This is a genomic window from Massilia sp. UYP34 (genome assembly GCF_056279385.1).
In genome coordinates this window covers 91,217-108,607 of record NZ_JBWBRF010000011.1, presented here as the reverse complement: position 1 = coordinate 108,607, position 17,391 = coordinate 91,217, and the positions used below count along the sequence as shown (strand labels likewise).

Sequence of the window (17,391 nt, the reverse complement as noted above, 5' to 3'; positions counted from 1 at the left end):
CTGTTGTCACCACATGAATCTCAAGCACCTGCAGGCAAGCATTGCCGCCCTCGTTCTTTCCGCCTCGGCAAGCGCCGCCGGCCCGGTCTTCGACGACAAGTTCCGCCAGCTCGACGAACTGCTGCCGACGCCGGGCGAAACCCGCAACGCGGCCGGCGCGCCGGGCCACAAGTACTGGCAGCAGCGCGCCGACTACCGGCTGCGCGTGACGCTCGACGAGAACAAGCGTTCATTGAGCGGCGCGGGCACCGTGACTTACCATAACAATTCGCCGGATACCCTGTCCTACCTGTGGGTGCAGCTGGACCAGAACATGTTCCGCAACGATTCGGACAACCGCAACATCTCGACCTTGCCGTCGCGCGACGCCTGGCAGGCCCGTGGCGGGGATGGCGTCAAGTTCGACGCGCTGCGCTTCACGCTCGAGGCGCGCAAGTTCGACGGCGGCATCCACATCGCGAGCGTCACCGGCAGCGACGGCCGGCCACTACGCCACACGATCAACAAGACCATGATGCGGATCGACCTGCCGCAGCCGCTCAAGCCGGGCGCGCGCACCGCGTTCGACGTGGCCTGGCGCTTCAACATCCCCGAGATGAACGTGCTGGGCCGCCGCATGGGCTTCGAGCGCTTCGACGACGGCAACGACATCTTCGAGATCGCCCAGTGGTTCCCGCGCATGGCGGCCTACTACGACGCCGCCGGCTGGCAGAACGCGCAATACCTGGGCGACGGCGAATTCACGCTCGAATTCGGCGACTACGACGTGCAGATCACGGCCCCGGCCGACCACGTGGTGGCCTCCACCGGCGAACTGCAGAACCCGGGCGAAGTATTGACCGCGGTCCAGCGCGAGCGCCTGAAACAGGCGCGTACGGCGAACAAGCCGGTCATGATCATCACCCAGGCGGAGGCGCAGGCCAACGAGAAAGACCGCGCCACCGGCACCAGGACCTGGCGCTTCAAGGCGCAGAACGTGCGCGACTTCGCCTTCGCCACCAGCCGTAAGTTCATCTGGGACGCCCAGGGCATCAAGAGCGGCAAGCAGGACGTGATGGCGATGTCCTACTACCCGGCCGAGGCCAATCCGCTGTGGGAAAAATACTCAACCCCGGCCGTGATCCACACCATCGAGCAGTACAACAAATATTCGTTCGACTACCCGTATCCGGTCGCGATTTCGGTCAACGGCCCGGTGGGCGGCATGGAATACCCGATGCTGTCGTTTAATGGGCGCCGTCCGGTCAAGGACGCCAGGACCGGCGAGGTGACGTACTCGAAGGCCGCCAAGTATGGCCTGATCAGCGTGATCATCCACGAGGTGGGCCACAACTACTTCCCGATGATCGTCAACTCGGACGAGCGCCAGTGGACCTGGATGGACGAGGGCATGAACAGCTTCCTGCAGTTCCTGGCCGAGCAGGCCTGGGAAGAAAACTACCCGTCGCGCCGCGGCGAGGCGCGCGACATCGTCTCGTACATGCGCAGCACCAACCAGGCGCCGATCATGACCAATGCCGAATCGACGCTCCAGCGCGGCAACAACGCCTACGCCAAGCCGGCCACGGCGTTCAACATCCTGCGCGAGACCATCCTCGGCCGCGAGCTGTTCGACTTCGCCTTCAAGGAATACGCCGAGCGCTGGAAGTTCAAGCGCCCCACCCCGGCCGACTTCTTCCGCACCATGGAAGACGCCTCCGGCACCGACCTCGACTGGTTCTGGCGCGGCTGGTTCTATACCACCGACGCGGTCGACATCAGCGTCGAGGGCATCACCGAGTACACCGTCAGCAGCCAGGACCCGGAGGTCGAAAAGGCGTTTCTCCGCGAACGCGCCAACGGCGAACCGGTGTCGGTCATGGACCAGCGCAATCGGGGGATGGCGCGCCGCATCGACGCCCATCCCGAGCTGCGCGACTTCTACAACGAGCACGACGAGTTCACGGTCACCAACAAGGACCGCAACAAGTACCAGGAAACCATGGCCGGCCTGGAGGATTGGGAAAAAGCCCTGCTCAAGGAGGGCAAGCACCTGTATCTGGTCGACTTCGCCAACAAGGGCGGACTGGTGATGCCGCTGATCGTCGAGATCGAACTCAAGAGCGGCAAGAAGACCATCGAGCGCATTCCGGCCGAAGTCTGGCGCTATTCGCCGACCAGGATCACCAAGCTGTTCGTGCTCGATGAGCCGATCGTGGGCCTGACCCAGGATCCGTTCTGGGAAACCGCCGACATCGACACCAGCAACAACAGCTGGCCGCGCAAAGCCGCGCCGTCGCGCCTGGAGCTGTTCAAGACCGAGCGTGATCCCAATAACCTGATGCGCGACATGCAGACGCCGCTGAAGGGCGCCGCAGCGCCGAAGGCCGCGCAATGAGGCTGTACGGCGTCAAGGCGCTGTGCATCGCCCTGCTGCTGTGCGTGAGCACGGTCATGAGCAACAGCGCGAGCGCGCACCGCTTCCACTTCGGCATGACCGACATCTCGTACAACGAACGCACCAGGAGCACCGAGATCGTCCACACCTATACGGCGCACGACATCGACGCCCTGCTGCTGAACCTGTACCAGCGCCAGTTCGACCTTTCCGACCCGGAAGACCAGGCCGTGCTGCGCCGGTACGTCGAGCGCCAGTTCTGGCTCGCCGCCCCGGACGACACGCGCCTGCCGGTCAAGTGGATCGGCATGACGGTCGACGCCAACAGCGTCGTCATCTACCAGGAGATCGACAACACGCCGCTCACCCGCGCGGCCACGATCCGCCAGGGCGTGCTGATCGACTTCCTGCCCGAACAGGTCAATACCGTCAACCTGGGCGCGGGCGGCGCGGTCCGTTCCCTCACCTTCACCCGCCAGGCGCTCGAGCAGCCGGCGCAATAACAAAAACGTTTTTCAAGAATTCCATGCATCTTCGCCCCGTTCCCTGCGTGCTGGCCGCGCTGTTCGCCACGTCCGCCGTCCATGCCGACGACTTCCAGCTGCAGCGCGTGCTGGTCGAAGGCGCGCGCGCATCCCAGCTCGGCGTCGCCGATTCGGCCGGCGCCGGCAGCGCCGGCGCGAAGGACCTGGCCGGCCGCATCGCCTACCGCCCGGGCGAACTGCTCGAAGTCACGCCCGGGCTGATCGCCAGCCAGCACAGCGGCGAAGGCAAGGCCAACCAGTTCTACCTGCGCGGCTTCAACCTGGACCACGGCACCGACCTCGCCACCCGGGTCGACGGCATGCCGGTCAACCAGCGCAGCCACGCCCACGGCCAGGGCTGGACCGACCTGAACTTCCTGATCCCCGAGCTGGTCGGCCGCCTCGACTACCGCAAGGGACCGTATTCGGCGCGCGAGGGCGACTTCTCGTCGGCCGGCGTGGCGTCGCTCACCTATGCCAACCGGCTGGTGAAGAACCTCGCCTCGGCCACCGTCGGCCAGGACGGCTACCGGCGCGCGCTGCTCGCCGGCTCGCCCGAGGTGGCGGGCGGCAGCCTGCTGTACGCGCTGGAGGCGATGCACAATGACGGCCCGTGGACGCGGCCGGACGACTACCGCAAGTTCAATGCCGTGCTGCGCTTCAGCCGGGGCTACGCCAACAATGGCTGGAGCGTCACCGCGATGGGCTATCGCGGCGACTGGCATGCCACCGACCAGATCCCGCTGCGCGCGGTGCAGGATGGCCGCCTCGAGCGTTACGACCTGGTCGACGACAGCGATGGCGGCGCGGCGCGGCGCTTCAGCCTGTCGGGCGTCTGGCGCCGGACCGGCGCCGACTCGGCCAGCAAGGTGAGCGCCTACGCGATCCGCAACCAGCTCGCGCTGTTCTCGAACTTCACTTATTTTCTGAACGACCCGGTGAACGGCGACCAGTTCGCCCAGCCGGACCGCCGCGTCACCACCGGCATCGACGCCACCCACACCTGGCACGTGCACCGCACCGAGGCGCTGTCGTCCGACCTGACGGTGGGCGCGCAGCTCCAGAACGACAATATCTTCAACGGCCTGTACGACACGCGCCGGCGCCAGCGCATCGCGACCACGCGCGAAGACCACATCGTCGAGACCAGCGGCGCCGTCTTCATCGAGAGCGCGACGCGCTGGAGCGATGCGCTGCGCACGGTGGCGGGTGTGCGGGCCAGCAACTACCGCTTCCGCGTGGACGGCGACCGGCTTGAAAACGCCGGCAAGGCGCATGACACGCTGGTCACGCCGACCCTGAACATCGTCTATGGGCCATGGGCGGCCACCGAGCTGTACGCCAACTACGGCCACGGCTTTCACAGCAACGACGCGCGCGGGACGGTAGCGACCGTCGACCCGAAGACCCTGGAGGCGGTGGACCCGACGCCTGGCCTGGTGCGTTCGCGCGGGTTCGAACTGGGCGTGCGCACCGAGGCGATCGCGAAGATGCAGACGTCGCTGGCCGTGTACCGGCTCGACTTCGATTCCGAGCTGACCTATATCGGCGACGCCGGCAATACCGAAGCGGGCGATCCGAGCCGGCGCTACGGCATCGAGTTCTCGAACTACTACCGCCCGCTCAAGTGGCTGTCGATCGACCTCGACGCGGCCTGGGCGCGCGCCCGCTCATGTGCCCGCTCATGCGGCGGCAATCCCGACGGCGACAGGATACCCGGCGCCATCGAAGGCGTCGCCCAGCTGGGCGTGACGGTCGACCCGCGCGGCCCGTGGTCGGGCTCCGTGCGCCTGCGCTGGTTCGGCCCGCGTCCGCTGGTCGAGGACGACAGCGTGCGCTCGAACGCGAGCCTGACGCTCAACGGCCGCATCGGCTACCGGCTGGCGAACGACCTGCGCCTGGAGCTGGAGGGCTTCAATCTGGCCAACCGCCGCGCCTCGGCCATCGACTACTTCTACGCGTCGCGCTTGCCGGGCGAGGCCGCGCCGGTGGCCGACGTGCACTTCCACCCGATCGAGCCGCGCTCGCTGCGCCTGACTCTCGTCAAACAGTGGTGACGGCGCCTGCTGTTCGCCTGATCCAGCGCATTGATCGTTCGGCAGGGGCGGTCACTCGTCGACATGAAAAGTGCTACGCTAACGAGATGACCACATTGCAAACCCAACTCCCGTATGTCGCGCCGTCGCAGCTGACGGACGCCCTGCGCAACACCGGTTATGCGGTCCTGCGTCCTCTCGACGTCGCCGCGCTGGCCGGCTGCGGGATCGGCGAGCTGGACTCGCTCGTGCCGAGCTGGGAGCGGCTGGTGCTGGACGAATACCTGAAGGACGGCGGCCGCTACCGCCGCCGCCGCCATTCCTGCTTCATCGACGACGCCGGTAAGCTCGAGCAGACGCCGCACCGCGCGCACTGGCAGCCGGTCGAATACAACGCGCTGCACGGCGGCATGCACCGCCTGTTCGCGCCGATGGAAGCGGCCACCGTCGCCAATCCGGCCTGGGCGAGGCTACTGCGCGCGCTGGGCGGGGTCTGTTCAGAGGTCGCGGGCCGGCAGCGCTGGTTCGTCGAAGCGCACCAGTTCCGCATCGACACCGCCGACGGCATCGGCCGCCCGACGCCGGAAGGCGCGCACCGCGACGGCGTCGATTTCGTGGCCGTGATTCTCATCCATCGCAAGGGCATCAAGGGCGGCGAGACGCGCGTGTTCGACGCCCACGGCCCGGCCGGCCAGCGCTTCACCATGCTCGAACCCTGGACCCTGCTGCTGCTGGACGACGCCGCCGTGATCCACGAATCGACGCCGATCCAGCCGCTGGGCGAGCATGGCTACCGCGACACGCTGGTGCTGACCTGGCGCGCCAATGCCTTCCAAGGCGAAGACGCCTGAGCAAAAAAAAACGCCCGCAAACCTGATGGTTGGCGGGCGGGAATCCAATTTTCGGAGAAAACTGGAGGAGACAGTTCCAATATAGTCTTTTTTATTGTGCAGTGCAATACGGTAGAAGTACTGTAGTTGTTTCAATAGAGTAAGCCCTCTAGATCAGGCGGCGGCCTGGACGTTTGCGGCAGTGCGCCATTCCCCTTCCCCTCGTTTTCCCTCTCTTTCAGCCTTCTTCCGGATCGGCAGACCGCTTTGCCGGGACAAGCGCGCTGGCCATGATGGGGTGCGTGCGCGGCGGCCTGCCGTGTCGCTTTTGCTACACTTGTTTGCTATAGCCAAACGACACAGAGACCATGCCAAACATTCGCGCTCCGCGTACGCTCGTCATCGCCCTGGGCGCCGTTGCCCTGTGCGCCACCGTTGCCCTGGCCACGGCCGAGCGCGCCACTGCGGAAGATGAAAAAGCGGCGCCGCGCCCCGCCCTGAGCGTCACCACCGCCCTCCCCGCCACCACCAGACTGCCGCTCAACCTCACCGCCAACGGCAGCATCGCCGCCTGGCAGGAAGCGGTGATCGGCAGCGAATCGAACGGCCTGCGCCTGTCCGAGGTGCGGGTGAACGTAGGCGACGTGGTCAAGAAGGGGCAAGTGCTGGCGGTGTTCGCCGACGAGACGGTGCGCGCCGAGATCGACATCGCGCGCGCCGCGCTGCTCGAAGCCCGGGCCAACCTGCAGGAAGCGAAGTCGAACGCAGACCGCGCCCGCGCGCTTGAAAGCTCGGGCGCGCTGAGCGCGCAGCAGGTCACCCAGTACGTCACCGGCGAAATGACCGCCGCGGCGCGCGTGAAATCGGCCCAGGCCACCCTCACCCAGCAGCAGCTGCGCCTGAAATACACGCAGGTGGTCGCGCCCGACAGCGGCGTGATCTCGGCGCGCAGCGCCACCGTCGGCGCCGTGGTCGGCGTCGGCGCGGAACTGTTCCGCATGATCCGCCAGGGCCGCCTCGAATGGCGCGCCGAAGTGGTGGCGCAAGACCTGGGCCGCATCAAGCCCGGCGCCAGGGCGACCGTGCTCGCCGCCAGCGGGGCGGAGATCGCCGGCAAGGTGCGCACCGTGGCGCCGTCGGTCGATCCCCAGACCCGCCTGGCCCTGGTCTATGTCGACCTGCCGCCCTCCATGTCCAGCAACACGCCCCTGAAGGCCGGCATGTTCGCCAGCGGCCGCTTCGAGCTGGGCGCCTCGAATGCGCTGACCGTGCCGCAGCAGGCGGTCGCCGTGCGCGACGGCTTCAGCTACGTGTTCCGCCTGAATCCGGACAGCCGCGTGAGCCAGGTGAAAGTGCAACTGGGGCGCCGCCTGGGCGAGCGGGTCGAGGTGGTCAGTGGCCTGAACGCCGACACGCCGATCGTGGTCCAGGGCGCCGGCTTCCTGAACGACGGCGACCTGGTGCGCAATATCGCCGCCACGGCGCCCCGGGCCACGCCGGCGCCGCCGGCCGCGCGCACGAACGCCGCGCGCTGAGGACGCCACGATGAACTTTTCCGCCCTCTCGATCCGCAATCCGATCCCGGCGATCATGCTGTTCGTCCTGCTCACCGTGGCGGGGCTGCTGGCCTTCAATGCCAGCAAGGTGCAGGACTTTCCGGACATCGAGCTGCCGATCGTGACCGTCACCGCGACCCTCGACGGCGCCGCCCCGGCCCAGCTCGAAACCGAGGTCGCGCGCAAGATGGAAGACTCGATCGCCACCCTGCAAGGCATCAAGAACATCTATACCCGCGTGCTCGACGGCGTGGCCACCATCACGGTCGAGTTCATCCTCGAGCGCGATCCGGCCGACGCCGTCAACGACGTGCGCGACGCGGTCTCGCGCGTGCGCGCCGACATGCCGGCCGAGATGCGCGACCCCACCGTCACCAAGACCGCCACCGCCGGCCGCGTGGTCTCGACCTTCACCGTGGAGGCGGCGCAAGGTTCGGGCCTGGACGACCAGGACCTGAGCTGGTTCGTCGACAACGACGTCTCCAAGCGCCTGCTGAGCGTGCCCGGCCTGGGCGCCGTCAAGCGCGTGGGCGGCGTGACGCGCGAAGTGCGGGTCGAACTCGACGATCAACGGATGGCCGCGCTGCGCTTGTCGGCGCTGGACGTCTCGCGTCAGCTGCGCAACGTGCAGCGCGAGGCGCCGGGCGGCCGCGGCGACGTGGCCGGCGTCGAGCAATCGGTGCGCACCCTGGCCACCGTGCAGACCGCGCAGCAGCTGGCGGCGCTGGACATCCCGCTGCCGGACGGCCGCCACGTGCGCCTCGACCAGGTGGCGACGGTGAGCGACACGGTCGAGGAGCAGCGCGCGCTGGCCGAACAGGATGGCCGCAAGGTAGTCGCCTTCGAGGTGTTCCGCACCCGCGGCGCCGGCGAGATCGACGTCGCCAGCGGCGCCCGCGCCGCGATGGAACAGCTGGGCAAGGACAATCCCAGGCTGGTCATCCGCGAAGTGATCGACAACTCCTATTCGGTCGAGGAAAACTTCGACGCCTCGATGCACATGCTGTACGAGGGCGCGCTGCTGGCGGTGCTGGTGGTGTGGTGGTTCCTGCGCGACTGGCGCGCGACCCTGATCGCGGCCGCCGCCCTGCCGCTGTCGGTGATCCCGGCCTTCCTGGGCCAGTACCTGTTCGGCTACACGCTGAACATGGTCACGCTGCTGTCGCTGGCCCTGGTGGTCGGCGTGCTGGTCGACGATGCGATCGTCGAGATCGAGAACATCTCGCGCCACCTTCACATGGGCAAGACGCCGATGCAGGCCGCGCTGGAAGCGGCCGACGAGATCGGGATGGCGGTGATCGCCACCACCTTCGCCCTGGTGGCGGTGTTCCTGCCGACCGCCTTCATGGGCGGCATCCCCGGCAAGTTCTTCAAGCAGTTCGGCTGGACCGCGGTGCTGGCGATCCTGGCGTCGCTGCTGGTCGCGCGCCTGCTCACGCCGATGATGTGCGCCTACCTGATGAAGGCGCCGAAAGACCTGAACAAGGACGCGCATGGCGTCCCGCACGCGCCGCAGGACGGCCCGCTGATGCGCCGCTACCTGGCCGTCATGCAGTGGTGCCTGCGCCGGCGCGGCCTGACCATGCTCGGCGCGGCCCTGTTCTTCGCCGGCTCGCTGGCCCTGGTGCCGCTGCTGCCGACCGGCTTCATGCCGCCGGCCGACCGCTCGCAGACCCAGGTCAACGTCGAGCTGCCGCCGGGCGCCACCCTGGCCCAGACCCATGCGGTGGCCGAGCAGGTGCGCCGGCAAGTCATGACCGTGGCCGGCGTGAAGAGCGTGTTCAGCTCGATCGGCGGCGGCTCCAGCGGCGACGCCTTCTCGCCCGGCGCGGCGGCCGAGGCGCGGCGCGCGGTGCTGACCATCGCCACCGTGCACCGCAGCGAGCGCGACGTGAAGCTGGGCGTGATCGAGAACCGCATCCGGCAAACGCTGGTGGACATCCCCGGCGCCCGCTTCACAGTGGGCATACCGGACGCCGGCACCAAGATGCAGCTGGTGCTGCGCAGCGACGACGCGCAGGCGCTCACGCTGGCGGCGCGCCAAGCCGAGCGCGAACTGCGCACCTTGCGCGGCATCGGCAACGTCAGTTCGAGCGCCTCGCTGGTGCGCCCCGAGATCATCGTGCGACCCGACTTCGCGCGCGCGGCCGACCTGGGCGTGACGGCGGCGTCGATCGGCGAGACGGTGCGCGTGGCCACCGCCGGCGACTACGAGCAAGCGCTGGCCAAGATGAACCTGGACGAGCGCCAGGTGCCGATCCGGGTCAAGCTGCCGGACGCGGTGCGCGCCGACCTGGACGCCATCGGGCGCCTGACGGTGCCCGGCGCGCACGGCCCGGTGCTGCTCTCGACGGTGGCCGACATCACCATGGAAAGCGGCCCGGCCCAGATCGACCGCCTGAACCGCAGCCGCAACGTGACGCTCGACGTCGAGCTGTCCGGCCGCGCGCTGGGCGAAGTCAATGCCGAGGCGCGCGCGCTGCCGGTGTTCCAGTCGCTGCCGTCGTCGGTGACGATCGCCGAGCTGGGCGACGCGCAAGAGATGCAGGCGCTGTTCAACAGCTTCGGGGTGGCGATGCTGATCGGCGTGCTGTGCATCTATGGCGTGCTGGTGCTCCTGTTCTCGGACTTCATGCAGCCGGTGACGATCCTGGCGGCGCTGCCGCTGTCGATCGGCGGCGCGTTCGTCGCCCTCCTGCTCACCAGCAATGCGCTGTCGATGCCGACCATGATCGGCCTGATCATGCTGATGGGGATCGTGACCAAGAACTCGATCCTGCTGGTCGACTACGCGATCCTGGCGCGCAAAGCCGGCATGGGGCGCTTCGACGCACTGGTGGACGCCTGCCACAAGCGCAGCCGCCCGATCGTGATGACCACCATCGCCATGGGCGCCGGCATGCTGCCCCTCGCCCTGGGCTTCTCGGGCGACCCGAGCTTTCGCTCGCCGATGGCGGTGGCGGTGATCGGCGGCCTGATCACCTCGACCTTGCTGAGCCTGCTGGTGGTGCCGGCGGTCTACACCTATATCGACGACCTCGAACACTGGTTCAAGCGCCACGGGCGCAGGCTGCGGCGCCAGCCTGCGCCGGCGCCGGCGAAGGCCGAGGAGCACACGCCCGGCTAGCCGAACAGCAGCGGCAGGACCAGCACACCCCAGGTCAGGGCGGCGAGCATGACGGCCAGCGCGACGGCCGCGCTGCCCAGGTCCTTGGCGCTCTTGGACAGGGGGTGGCGCTCGAGCGAGATGCGATCGACCACCGCTTCGATGGCGGAATTGATCAACTCGACGACCAGCACCCCGACCAGCACCGCGACCAGCGCCAGCCGCTCGAGGGCCGGCAGCGGCAGCAGCGCGGCCACCAGCATGGCGGGCACGGCCACCAGCAGCTCCTGGCGAAACGCGTGTTCCGATTGCCATGCGAACTTCAGGCCTGCGGCCGAATAGCGGGACGCGGACAGTATCCGTCCCAGGCCCTGTTTGCTCTTGAATTCACTGATCTGCGGTTGCGACATTGACGGATTCCGATAAGGGGTTGGATTGCGCCTTGCGGCGGGATGGCCCGGCCCGCAGGGCGGCGACCAGGAACAGGACGATGGCGCTGGCGATCCAGATCGACCACAGGGTGTGGGTCGTGAAGTGGGCCCCGCGCAGCTGCTGCAGATAGCCGACCGCCGCGCCGAACGCGAGCGCGAGGACAGCCGCCGCGCTTGCCATCCGCGGCCGCGCCGGCAGCCAGTAAACCGCCAGCGACAGCAGCCACAAGGCGCTCGACGCATGCCCGGCCGGCAGGCACTGTCCGGCGACGGCGCCGGCCGGCAAGGCCTCGAACAGGCGCACATAGGGCTGGTCGCCGCCATAGCGCAGCAAGTCCCACGGACAATGCGAGGTGCTGAAGTGCTTCAGCATGCTGATCGCCAGGGGCACCAGCAGCGCCGACAGCGCGACGATGCGCAGCCGCAGGCGAGCGCGCCCGCTCATGCCTGCGCGCGGCCAGGCCAGGTCGGCCAGGGCGCGGCCGATGAAGCCCAGCGCGAGCAGCATCAGCAGCCATTTCAGGATCACGTGGCTGAAGGTCTCGGCCAGCCAGGCATGGCGCCAGGGGAAGGCGCCGCTGCCGGCGTCGAACACCGCATCGGCCAGCGCCAGGTCGAGGTCGGTGCAGCGGCCCATCCAGAAGATGGCCGCCGCGGCGACAGCCAGCGCCGCCACCGTGCGCCGGATCGTCCGCGCCGGCAGCAGCGCGGTAGGCGTGACGGCGGCGCCCATCTCACGCGCCCCGTACGCAGGCATGGAAGATATCGAGCCGCGGATTGAGCACCGCCGTATTCACGTCGAGCATGCCGAGCACCGAGTGGAACACGTTGTCGTGCGACAGCGGCTCGTTGCGGCGCTGGCTCAGGCAGCGGCGGTCGATGCGAAAGCGCTCGCTGAAGCCGTCCGACATCCACAGCATCATCGGTACCTCGGTCTGCTCGCGCGGCGCGAACAGATAGGGCGTGCCATGCAGGTAGACGTTGTTCTCGCCCAGCGATTCTCCATGGTCCGAAAAGTACAGCATCGCGGTGTCGACGTCCGCGTCCAGGGCCAGCGCGCGCAGGCGGTCGATGGTCGTGCTCAGGAAGTAGTCGGTATACAGGATGGTGTTGTCGTAGGCGGCGCGGATCGATTCGCGCGAACAGGTCTCGAACTGGTTGCTGGTGCATACCGGACCGAAGCGGCCGAAGGCGCGCGGATAGCGGCTGGCATAGGCAGGACCATGGCTGCCCTTCTGGTGCAGCACGACCACCATGTCCTTGCCGCCGCGGCGCAGCAGCTCCGGCAAGCCGTCGAGCAGGACTTCGTCGTGGCACTCGCCGTCCTCGCAAGGGCCGCCCGGCTTCGGCCGCGACAGGTCCTCGTAGCGCACGCGGTCGCACACGCCCTTGCAGCCCGAATTATTATCGCGCCATACGACGTCGAAACCGGCATGCGCGAGCACGTCGAGCAAGCCTTCCTGGCGCTCGGCCTTCGACTGGCTGTAGTCCTCGCGGCTGAAGGCCGAGAACACGCAGGGCACCGAGACCGCGGTCGCGGTGCCGCAGGAATGCACGCGCGCGAAGTTGACCAGGCCGCTTTGCCGCGCCAGCAGCGGATTGGTGTCGCGGGCATAGCCGTCGAGCGAGAAATTGGCCGCGCGCGCCGTTTCGCCGACCACGAGCACGGTCAGCGTCCGGCGTTGCGCGCCCTTCCACGCGGCGCCCTTGACGGCGTCGCGTCCGAGCGGCGCGACCACGATGGGGGCGGCCCAGCGCGCGCGCAGGTAGCCATGGGTGGCCTGGATGAAGTTGGTCGGCGTGAGCAGGAAACGCAGTTCGCGATGCTCGTGCAGCGCCGGCGCCAGGCTCTTGTACAGCAGCAGCAGGAGCATGAGCGCCAGCAGCAGCGAGCCGCCGGCGATGCCGGCGCGTTCGAGCAGCCCGCGCGCGCCGCGCGGGAACGCGATCCTGGCGCGCCAGATCGCCCACGCGGGCAGCACGCCCAGCAGACCGACCCTGGCCGCCATCTGCCAGCTGATCAGTTCCGTGGCCTCGCGCGTATCGGTCTCGAACACGTTCTGGATCATGGCCTTGTCGATGACGATGCCATAGGTCGCGATGAAATAGCTGGCGGCCGATGCGGCCAGCACCAGCGCGATCAGCACCGGTTTGGCGACCAGGCGGAAGCTGGCCAGCATCAGGCAGGCGTTGAAGAACAGGACCACGATCAGGAACGATCCCGCCAGCAGCGGCAGGCTGGCCAGCGAGACGCCGCCCGCGGCACTGCCCAGGACCGACCAGAACTTGATGTTACCCACGCTGGCCAGCAGCAAGGCCACGACCAGCATCAGCACCGGCGCCTGGATGCGCCTGGCGAACAATCTATCCACTCTCTCCCCTCAAGTAGCGCAGTCCGACACGGAACTGCTGTGCTGGAAGAATAAGGAGGGACGCTTCAGGTCGGCGTCAAGCCGGCGTCAGGATTGCGTGAAATCGCCTGGAAACACGATCGTGAAGCGGCTGCCGCCGCCCTCGCGCTGTTGATAGACCAATCTGGCGCCCAGATATTCGCAAATGCGCTTGACCAGCGACAGCCCCAGCCCGGTGCCGGCCGAGCCGGTCGAGGGAATGGCGGCCGCGTCCCGGTCCAGCGTCTGGCGCACCGCGTCCGGCAAGCCGGGGCCGGTGTCTTCGACGCTGATGCGCCCGGGTTCCAGCACCACCGTCACCTGTCCCTGCTCGGTGTACTGGCAGGCATTGCGGATCAGGTTGGCCACCGCCGACGCGCACAGTTCGGAAGGCGCGCGCACGTCGATGGCAGCCGAGCCGATGCAGCGCAGGGTCACCGGCTTGTCGGCCACCATGTGCTGGTAACGCTCGGTCTCGCGGCGCGCGATGTCGCTCACCGGGACCGGCGCGAACAGGCCGAGCTCGGGCGCGCGCGCCAGCAGCAGCAGGACGGTGACGCATTCGGTCGCTTCCTGCGCGGCGCGGTAGATGCGCCGGGCCGGCGAGCGCACCGCGGGGTCGTCCGTGTTCTCGACCAGGATCTCGGCCGCGCCCATGATGACCGTCAGCGGCGTGCGCAGTTCGTGGCTGACGTCGCCCGTGAAGAAGCGTTCGCGGTCGAGGAAGGCGCGCAGCTCGCTGGTATGCGCGTCCAGGGCGCGCGCCAGGATGCCCAGCTCGTCCTCGCGCGTCGTGTGCGGCAGCGCCAGCGCACCCTGGCCGACCGCGTCCGCCAGTTCGCGGATCGGCGTGACGATGCGCCGGCCCACGAAGCGGCCCAGGAACAGCGCCAGGATGACGAAGCCGGCGAAAAAGGCGGCGAACATCGAGTACACCAGCATCTCGATGTCCTCGTAGTCGCTTTCATGGTCGACCACGACATAGGGCCCCGCCTCGTCGCTGCCGGCCAGCACGTGCAGGCCGATGCCGTCGATCTCGGCCTCGGACACGCCGGCCGGCAAGCCGCGCAGCGACAGCGGGATGTCGTCTCCGCGATGGAAGCGCAGGCCGGCCGGCAGGTCGGCGGTCATGCCCGCGGCGGCGCGCGGACGCGCCCACTTCTCGACTTCGGCCAGGCGCTCGTCGACCAGGTGCACCTCGATGCCCTCGACCGCCAGCGCCGCCAGCACCGCGAAGAACAGCGACAACACGACGCCGAACAGGATGAAGGCCCTGGTGATCGGCCGGCTCAGCGAACTAGCCGCGCGCATCTGGCAGGGCGAGCTTGTAGCCGACGCCGGCGATGGTGTGGACCATAGGGAAGGCGAACGGCTTGTCGATCGCCTGGCGCAGCGCATGGATATGCGTGCGCAAGGCGTCGCTTTCGGGGCGATCATCGCCCCACACGGCTTGCTCGAGCGCTTCGCGCGGCACGATGCGCGGGGCCGCCGCCATCAGGCAGCGCAGCAGCACGTAGCCGGTCCTGGTCAGGACGACCCTGACCCCGTCGCGCGCGGCTTCCTGCTGGTCGGGATCGAACACCAGCGGGCCGAAGCGCAGTTCGCGGCTGAGCGCGTGCTGGCCGCCTGCGCGGCGCGCCAGGGCCTTCAGGCGCACGTCGAGTTCGACCAGCGAGAACGGTTTCACCAGGTAGTCGTCGGCGCCGCTGTCGAAGCCGGCCACCTTGTCGTGCAGGGCGTCACGGGCGGTCAGCATCAGCACCGGCGTGGTGGACAGCAGCTCGGAACGCAGCTTCTGGCACAGCTCCAGGCCGCTCAAGCCTGGCAGCATGACGTCCAGGACGATGACGTCATAGGTGTTCTCGGACGCCAGCGCCAGGCCGCCATAGCCGTTGCGGGCCGAATCGAGCGTGTAGCCCTTCGGCTCGAAGAAGCCGTAGAGGTTGGCCAGGATGTCGGAATTGTCTTCGACGATGAGAATGCGCATGCGTTATTGTAAGACGCCGTCAGCGCGGCCGGTAGCGCTGTTCGCGGTACAGCAGCGACGGCAGCATCACGTGCGCCATCGCCTTGTCCGCCTGGGCCCGGGCCGGCGCGCCGTCGCCTGGATCGAATTGTCCGCTGGCCGCGTCGTAGTGCGCCGCCAGCGGCGCCTGCCCGGGCCGCAGCACGGTCGCCTGCGCTCCTTCCAGGTAGGCGAAATAGTCGTTGAACTGGATCAGCGCGCGGCCCGGCGTCGTCGCGTCCTTCACGAAGTCGCGCCCGATCATCGGGTGCGTGCTGGACACGCCCAGCAGGGACAGCAAGGTGGGCGCCAGGTCGACCTGGCTCGCGATCGTGGCGATGCGCTTCGGTTCGACGTCGGCGCCCAGGATCAGGCCCGGGATGTGGAATTTCTTGATCGGCACCAGACTATCGCCATAGACGCGGTTGTCGTGGTCGGCCACGATCAGGAACACGGTGTCCTTCCAGTAGGCCTGCTGCTTCGCTTCGCGAATGAACTTGCCCAGCGCGTAATCGGCATACTTGACCGCGTTGTTCACGGTCTGCTTGTTCGGCTCGTGCAAGGCGATTTTTCCGTCCGGGAATTCGAACGGCTCGTGGTTCGAGGACGTGAAGATCAGGCTGAAGAACGGTTTATCCTGTGCATGCAGTGTCTTGAGCCGCTCGAGCGACTTGTCGAACAGGTCTTCGTCCGAGGCGCCCCAGCTGCCGACGAATTGCGGTCGCATGTCGCCGATGTCGACGATGTTCTGGAAGCCATTGCCAGTGAAGAAACTGCGCATATTGTCGAAGTGGGCCTCGCCGCCGTAGACGAACTCGGTGTGATAGCCCTGGCGGCCCAGTCCGTCGGCCAGCGTATAGAAATTGTTCTGCGAAAGAGACAATTTCACCGTGCTGCGCGCCGGCGTCGGCGCATAGCCGGCCACCACCGCCTCGATGCCGCGCACCGAGCGGGTGCCGGTGGCGTACAGCTGCTCGAACCACCAGCCCTCGTCCTTGAGCTTGTCGAGTTCCGGCGTGACGGGCAGGCCCCCGAGCGATTTCACGAAGGTGGCGCCCAGGCTTTCCTGCAGCACGATGACCAGGTTGAGCGGTTTGTCGCGCCGGACCGCGGCCTGCTGGTAATGCTGGGTCGGCAGTTCCGGATTCGGGAAGCGGTAGTCGCGCAGCCAGGGCGCCGCCTTGACTTCGGCAAAGACCCGCTCGCGCGGGAAGTCGCCATAGATCTCGGATGACTTCGCCTCGTTGTCCATCGCGTGGATCGCATCGAGCACCGACCAGGCCGAGTTGATGACGAGCGAATTGACCATCGCATCGCTGCTCAGGGCGAACATGGCCGGGTTCGCCGGGCGGTGGCCGGTCGTGGAGCGGACCTGCATGAAGACCAGCAGGCACAGGATGGGCCACACCAGCAGCAGCTTGCGGCTCGGCCACGGCGTCATGCCGGCCGCGGTCCGCTTGAGGAGGCGCACCAGGACGATGCCGAGCACGACGGTCAGCACACAGCCCAGCAGCAGCGCGGTGCGAAAGCCATGCCACAAGGTCGCGAACACTTCTTGCGGATAGCCCAGGTATTCGATGAACAGGCGGTTCGGCCGTACATCGTATTGCATGATGAACTGGGGCGTGGCCACTTCCATGAACACGATGACGATCAGCGCGAAACCGGTCCAGGCCACGCTGGCGCGGCGCCACAGGCGGGCGCTGCGGGCATGCGCGAGCAACGGCGCCAGCAGCAGCGGGACGGCAATGAAGTAGCCAAGCAGGATCAGGTCGGCGCGCATGCCCTGGAGCAGGATCTCGGGCACGATACCGGTCGCCGCCACACGCGGCCATTGCCAAACGACCAGTGCGATCCGAAAAGCCGACAGGAGAATCAGCCCGATGCACAACAACTGGACGAGTGGCGCGAACGGACCGGTCCATTCGGTAATGCGCCCGGGTCCGGCGGCGCGATGCCGCGCGATGGCCGGAGTACCACTGATGCCTTCAGGCAGACGAAGTTTCTCGATGTTCATGGCCTGCATGCTAAGTTGCATGCTGTCATCGAAATGTTAGTGAGGCGTTAAGGAAGCGTTAAATCAGCGAAAAGAAATTGCACGAACGAAAAAAAGCCCGGCCGGCGAAAGCCGACCGG

General features: G+C 67.6%; 12 protein-coding genes. 6 read left to right on the top strand and 6 right to left on the bottom strand.

Going from position 1 to position 17,391, the window contains the following annotated elements; all coding sequences use genetic code 11:
• The first annotated feature begins 13 nt into the window (after nucleotides 1-13).
• The 6 genes from ACZ9AQ_RS17030 (at nucleotide 14) to ACZ9AQ_RS17005 (ending at nucleotide 10,450) form a co-directional block, all read left to right on the top strand.
• Nucleotides 14-2,377, top strand: coding sequence for a M1 family metallopeptidase (locus tag ACZ9AQ_RS17030; protein WP_429205539.1), 2,364 nt, complete (start codon nucleotides 14-16; stop codon nucleotides 2,375-2,377).
• On the top strand, nucleotides 2,374-2,880 hold the full coding sequence (locus ACZ9AQ_RS17025) for a DUF6702 family protein (RefSeq protein ID WP_429205541.1): 507 nt from the start codon (nucleotides 2,374-2,376) through the stop codon (nucleotides 2,878-2,880). Before ACZ9AQ_RS17030 ends, ACZ9AQ_RS17025 begins: the two co-directional genes overlap by 4 nt.
• Before the next feature lie 23 nt (nucleotides 2,881-2,903).
• Nucleotides 2,904-4,958 carry a TonB-dependent receptor gene (locus ACZ9AQ_RS17020; RefSeq protein WP_429205542.1) on the top strand — a complete coding sequence of 685 codons (2,055 nt, stop codon included), beginning with the start codon at nucleotides 2,904-2,906 and terminating at the stop codon, nucleotides 4,956-4,958.
• Nucleotides 4,959-5,044: 86 nt separating this feature from the next.
• Nucleotides 5,045-5,788 carry a 2OG-Fe dioxygenase family protein gene (locus ACZ9AQ_RS17015; protein ID WP_429205544.1) on the top strand — a complete coding sequence of 248 codons (744 nt, stop codon included), beginning with the start codon at nucleotides 5,045-5,047 and terminating at the stop codon, nucleotides 5,786-5,788.
• A gap of 347 nt (nucleotides 5,789-6,135) precedes the next feature.
• Nucleotides 6,136-7,302, top strand: coding sequence for an efflux RND transporter periplasmic adaptor subunit (locus ACZ9AQ_RS17010; protein WP_429205546.1), 1,167 nt, complete (start codon nucleotides 6,136-6,138; stop codon nucleotides 7,300-7,302).
• A 10-nt stretch (nucleotides 7,303-7,312) separates the two neighbouring features.
• Nucleotides 7,313-10,450 carry an efflux RND transporter permease subunit gene (locus tag ACZ9AQ_RS17005; RefSeq protein WP_429205548.1) on the top strand — a complete coding sequence of 1,046 codons (3,138 nt, stop codon included), beginning with the start codon at nucleotides 7,313-7,315 and terminating at the stop codon, nucleotides 10,448-10,450.
• Here the strand turns inward: ACZ9AQ_RS17005 and ACZ9AQ_RS17000 are convergent.
• The 6 genes from ACZ9AQ_RS17000 to ACZ9AQ_RS16975 all read right to left on the bottom strand — a co-directional run bounded on the left by ACZ9AQ_RS17000 (nucleotide 10,447) and on the right by ACZ9AQ_RS16975 (nucleotide 17,293).
• The gene (locus tag ACZ9AQ_RS17000) at nucleotides 10,447-10,839 is read right to left on the bottom strand and encodes a diacylglycerol kinase (protein WP_429205549.1); all 393 of its coding nucleotides are present in this window, start codon (nucleotides 10,837-10,839) and stop codon (nucleotides 10,447-10,449) included. The genes ACZ9AQ_RS17005 and ACZ9AQ_RS17000 overlap by 4 nt on opposite strands.
• Nucleotides 10,817-11,617 (bottom strand): phosphatase PAP2 family protein, encoded by an 801-nt coding sequence (locus ACZ9AQ_RS16995; protein WP_429205550.1) that lies wholly within the window; start codon nucleotides 11,615-11,617, stop codon nucleotides 10,817-10,819. The genes ACZ9AQ_RS17000 and ACZ9AQ_RS16995 overlap by 23 nt, the downstream gene beginning before the upstream one ends.
• On the bottom strand, nucleotides 11,595-13,232 hold the full coding sequence (locus tag ACZ9AQ_RS16990) for a phosphoethanolamine transferase (RefSeq protein WP_429205551.1): 1,638 nt from the start codon (nucleotides 13,230-13,232) through the stop codon (nucleotides 11,595-11,597). Before ACZ9AQ_RS16990 ends, ACZ9AQ_RS16995 begins: the two co-directional genes overlap by 23 nt.
• An 87-nt stretch (nucleotides 13,233-13,319) precedes the next feature.
• The gene (locus ACZ9AQ_RS16985; protein WP_429205553.1) at nucleotides 13,320-14,561 is read right to left on the bottom strand and encodes a sensor histidine kinase; all 1,242 of its coding nucleotides are present in this window, start codon (nucleotides 14,559-14,561) and stop codon (nucleotides 13,320-13,322) included.
• On the bottom strand, nucleotides 14,548-15,237 hold the full coding sequence (locus ACZ9AQ_RS16980; protein ID WP_429205555.1) for a response regulator transcription factor: 690 nt from the start codon (nucleotides 15,235-15,237) through the stop codon (nucleotides 14,548-14,550). Before ACZ9AQ_RS16980 ends, ACZ9AQ_RS16985 begins: the two co-directional genes overlap by 14 nt.
• Nucleotides 15,238-15,256: 19 nt before the next feature.
• Complete coding sequence (locus ACZ9AQ_RS16975; RefSeq protein ID WP_429205557.1) at nucleotides 15,257-17,293, bottom strand: LTA synthase family protein; 2,037 nt, start codon at nucleotides 17,291-17,293, stop codon at nucleotides 15,257-15,259.
• Nucleotides 17,294-17,391: the final 98 nt, after the last annotated feature.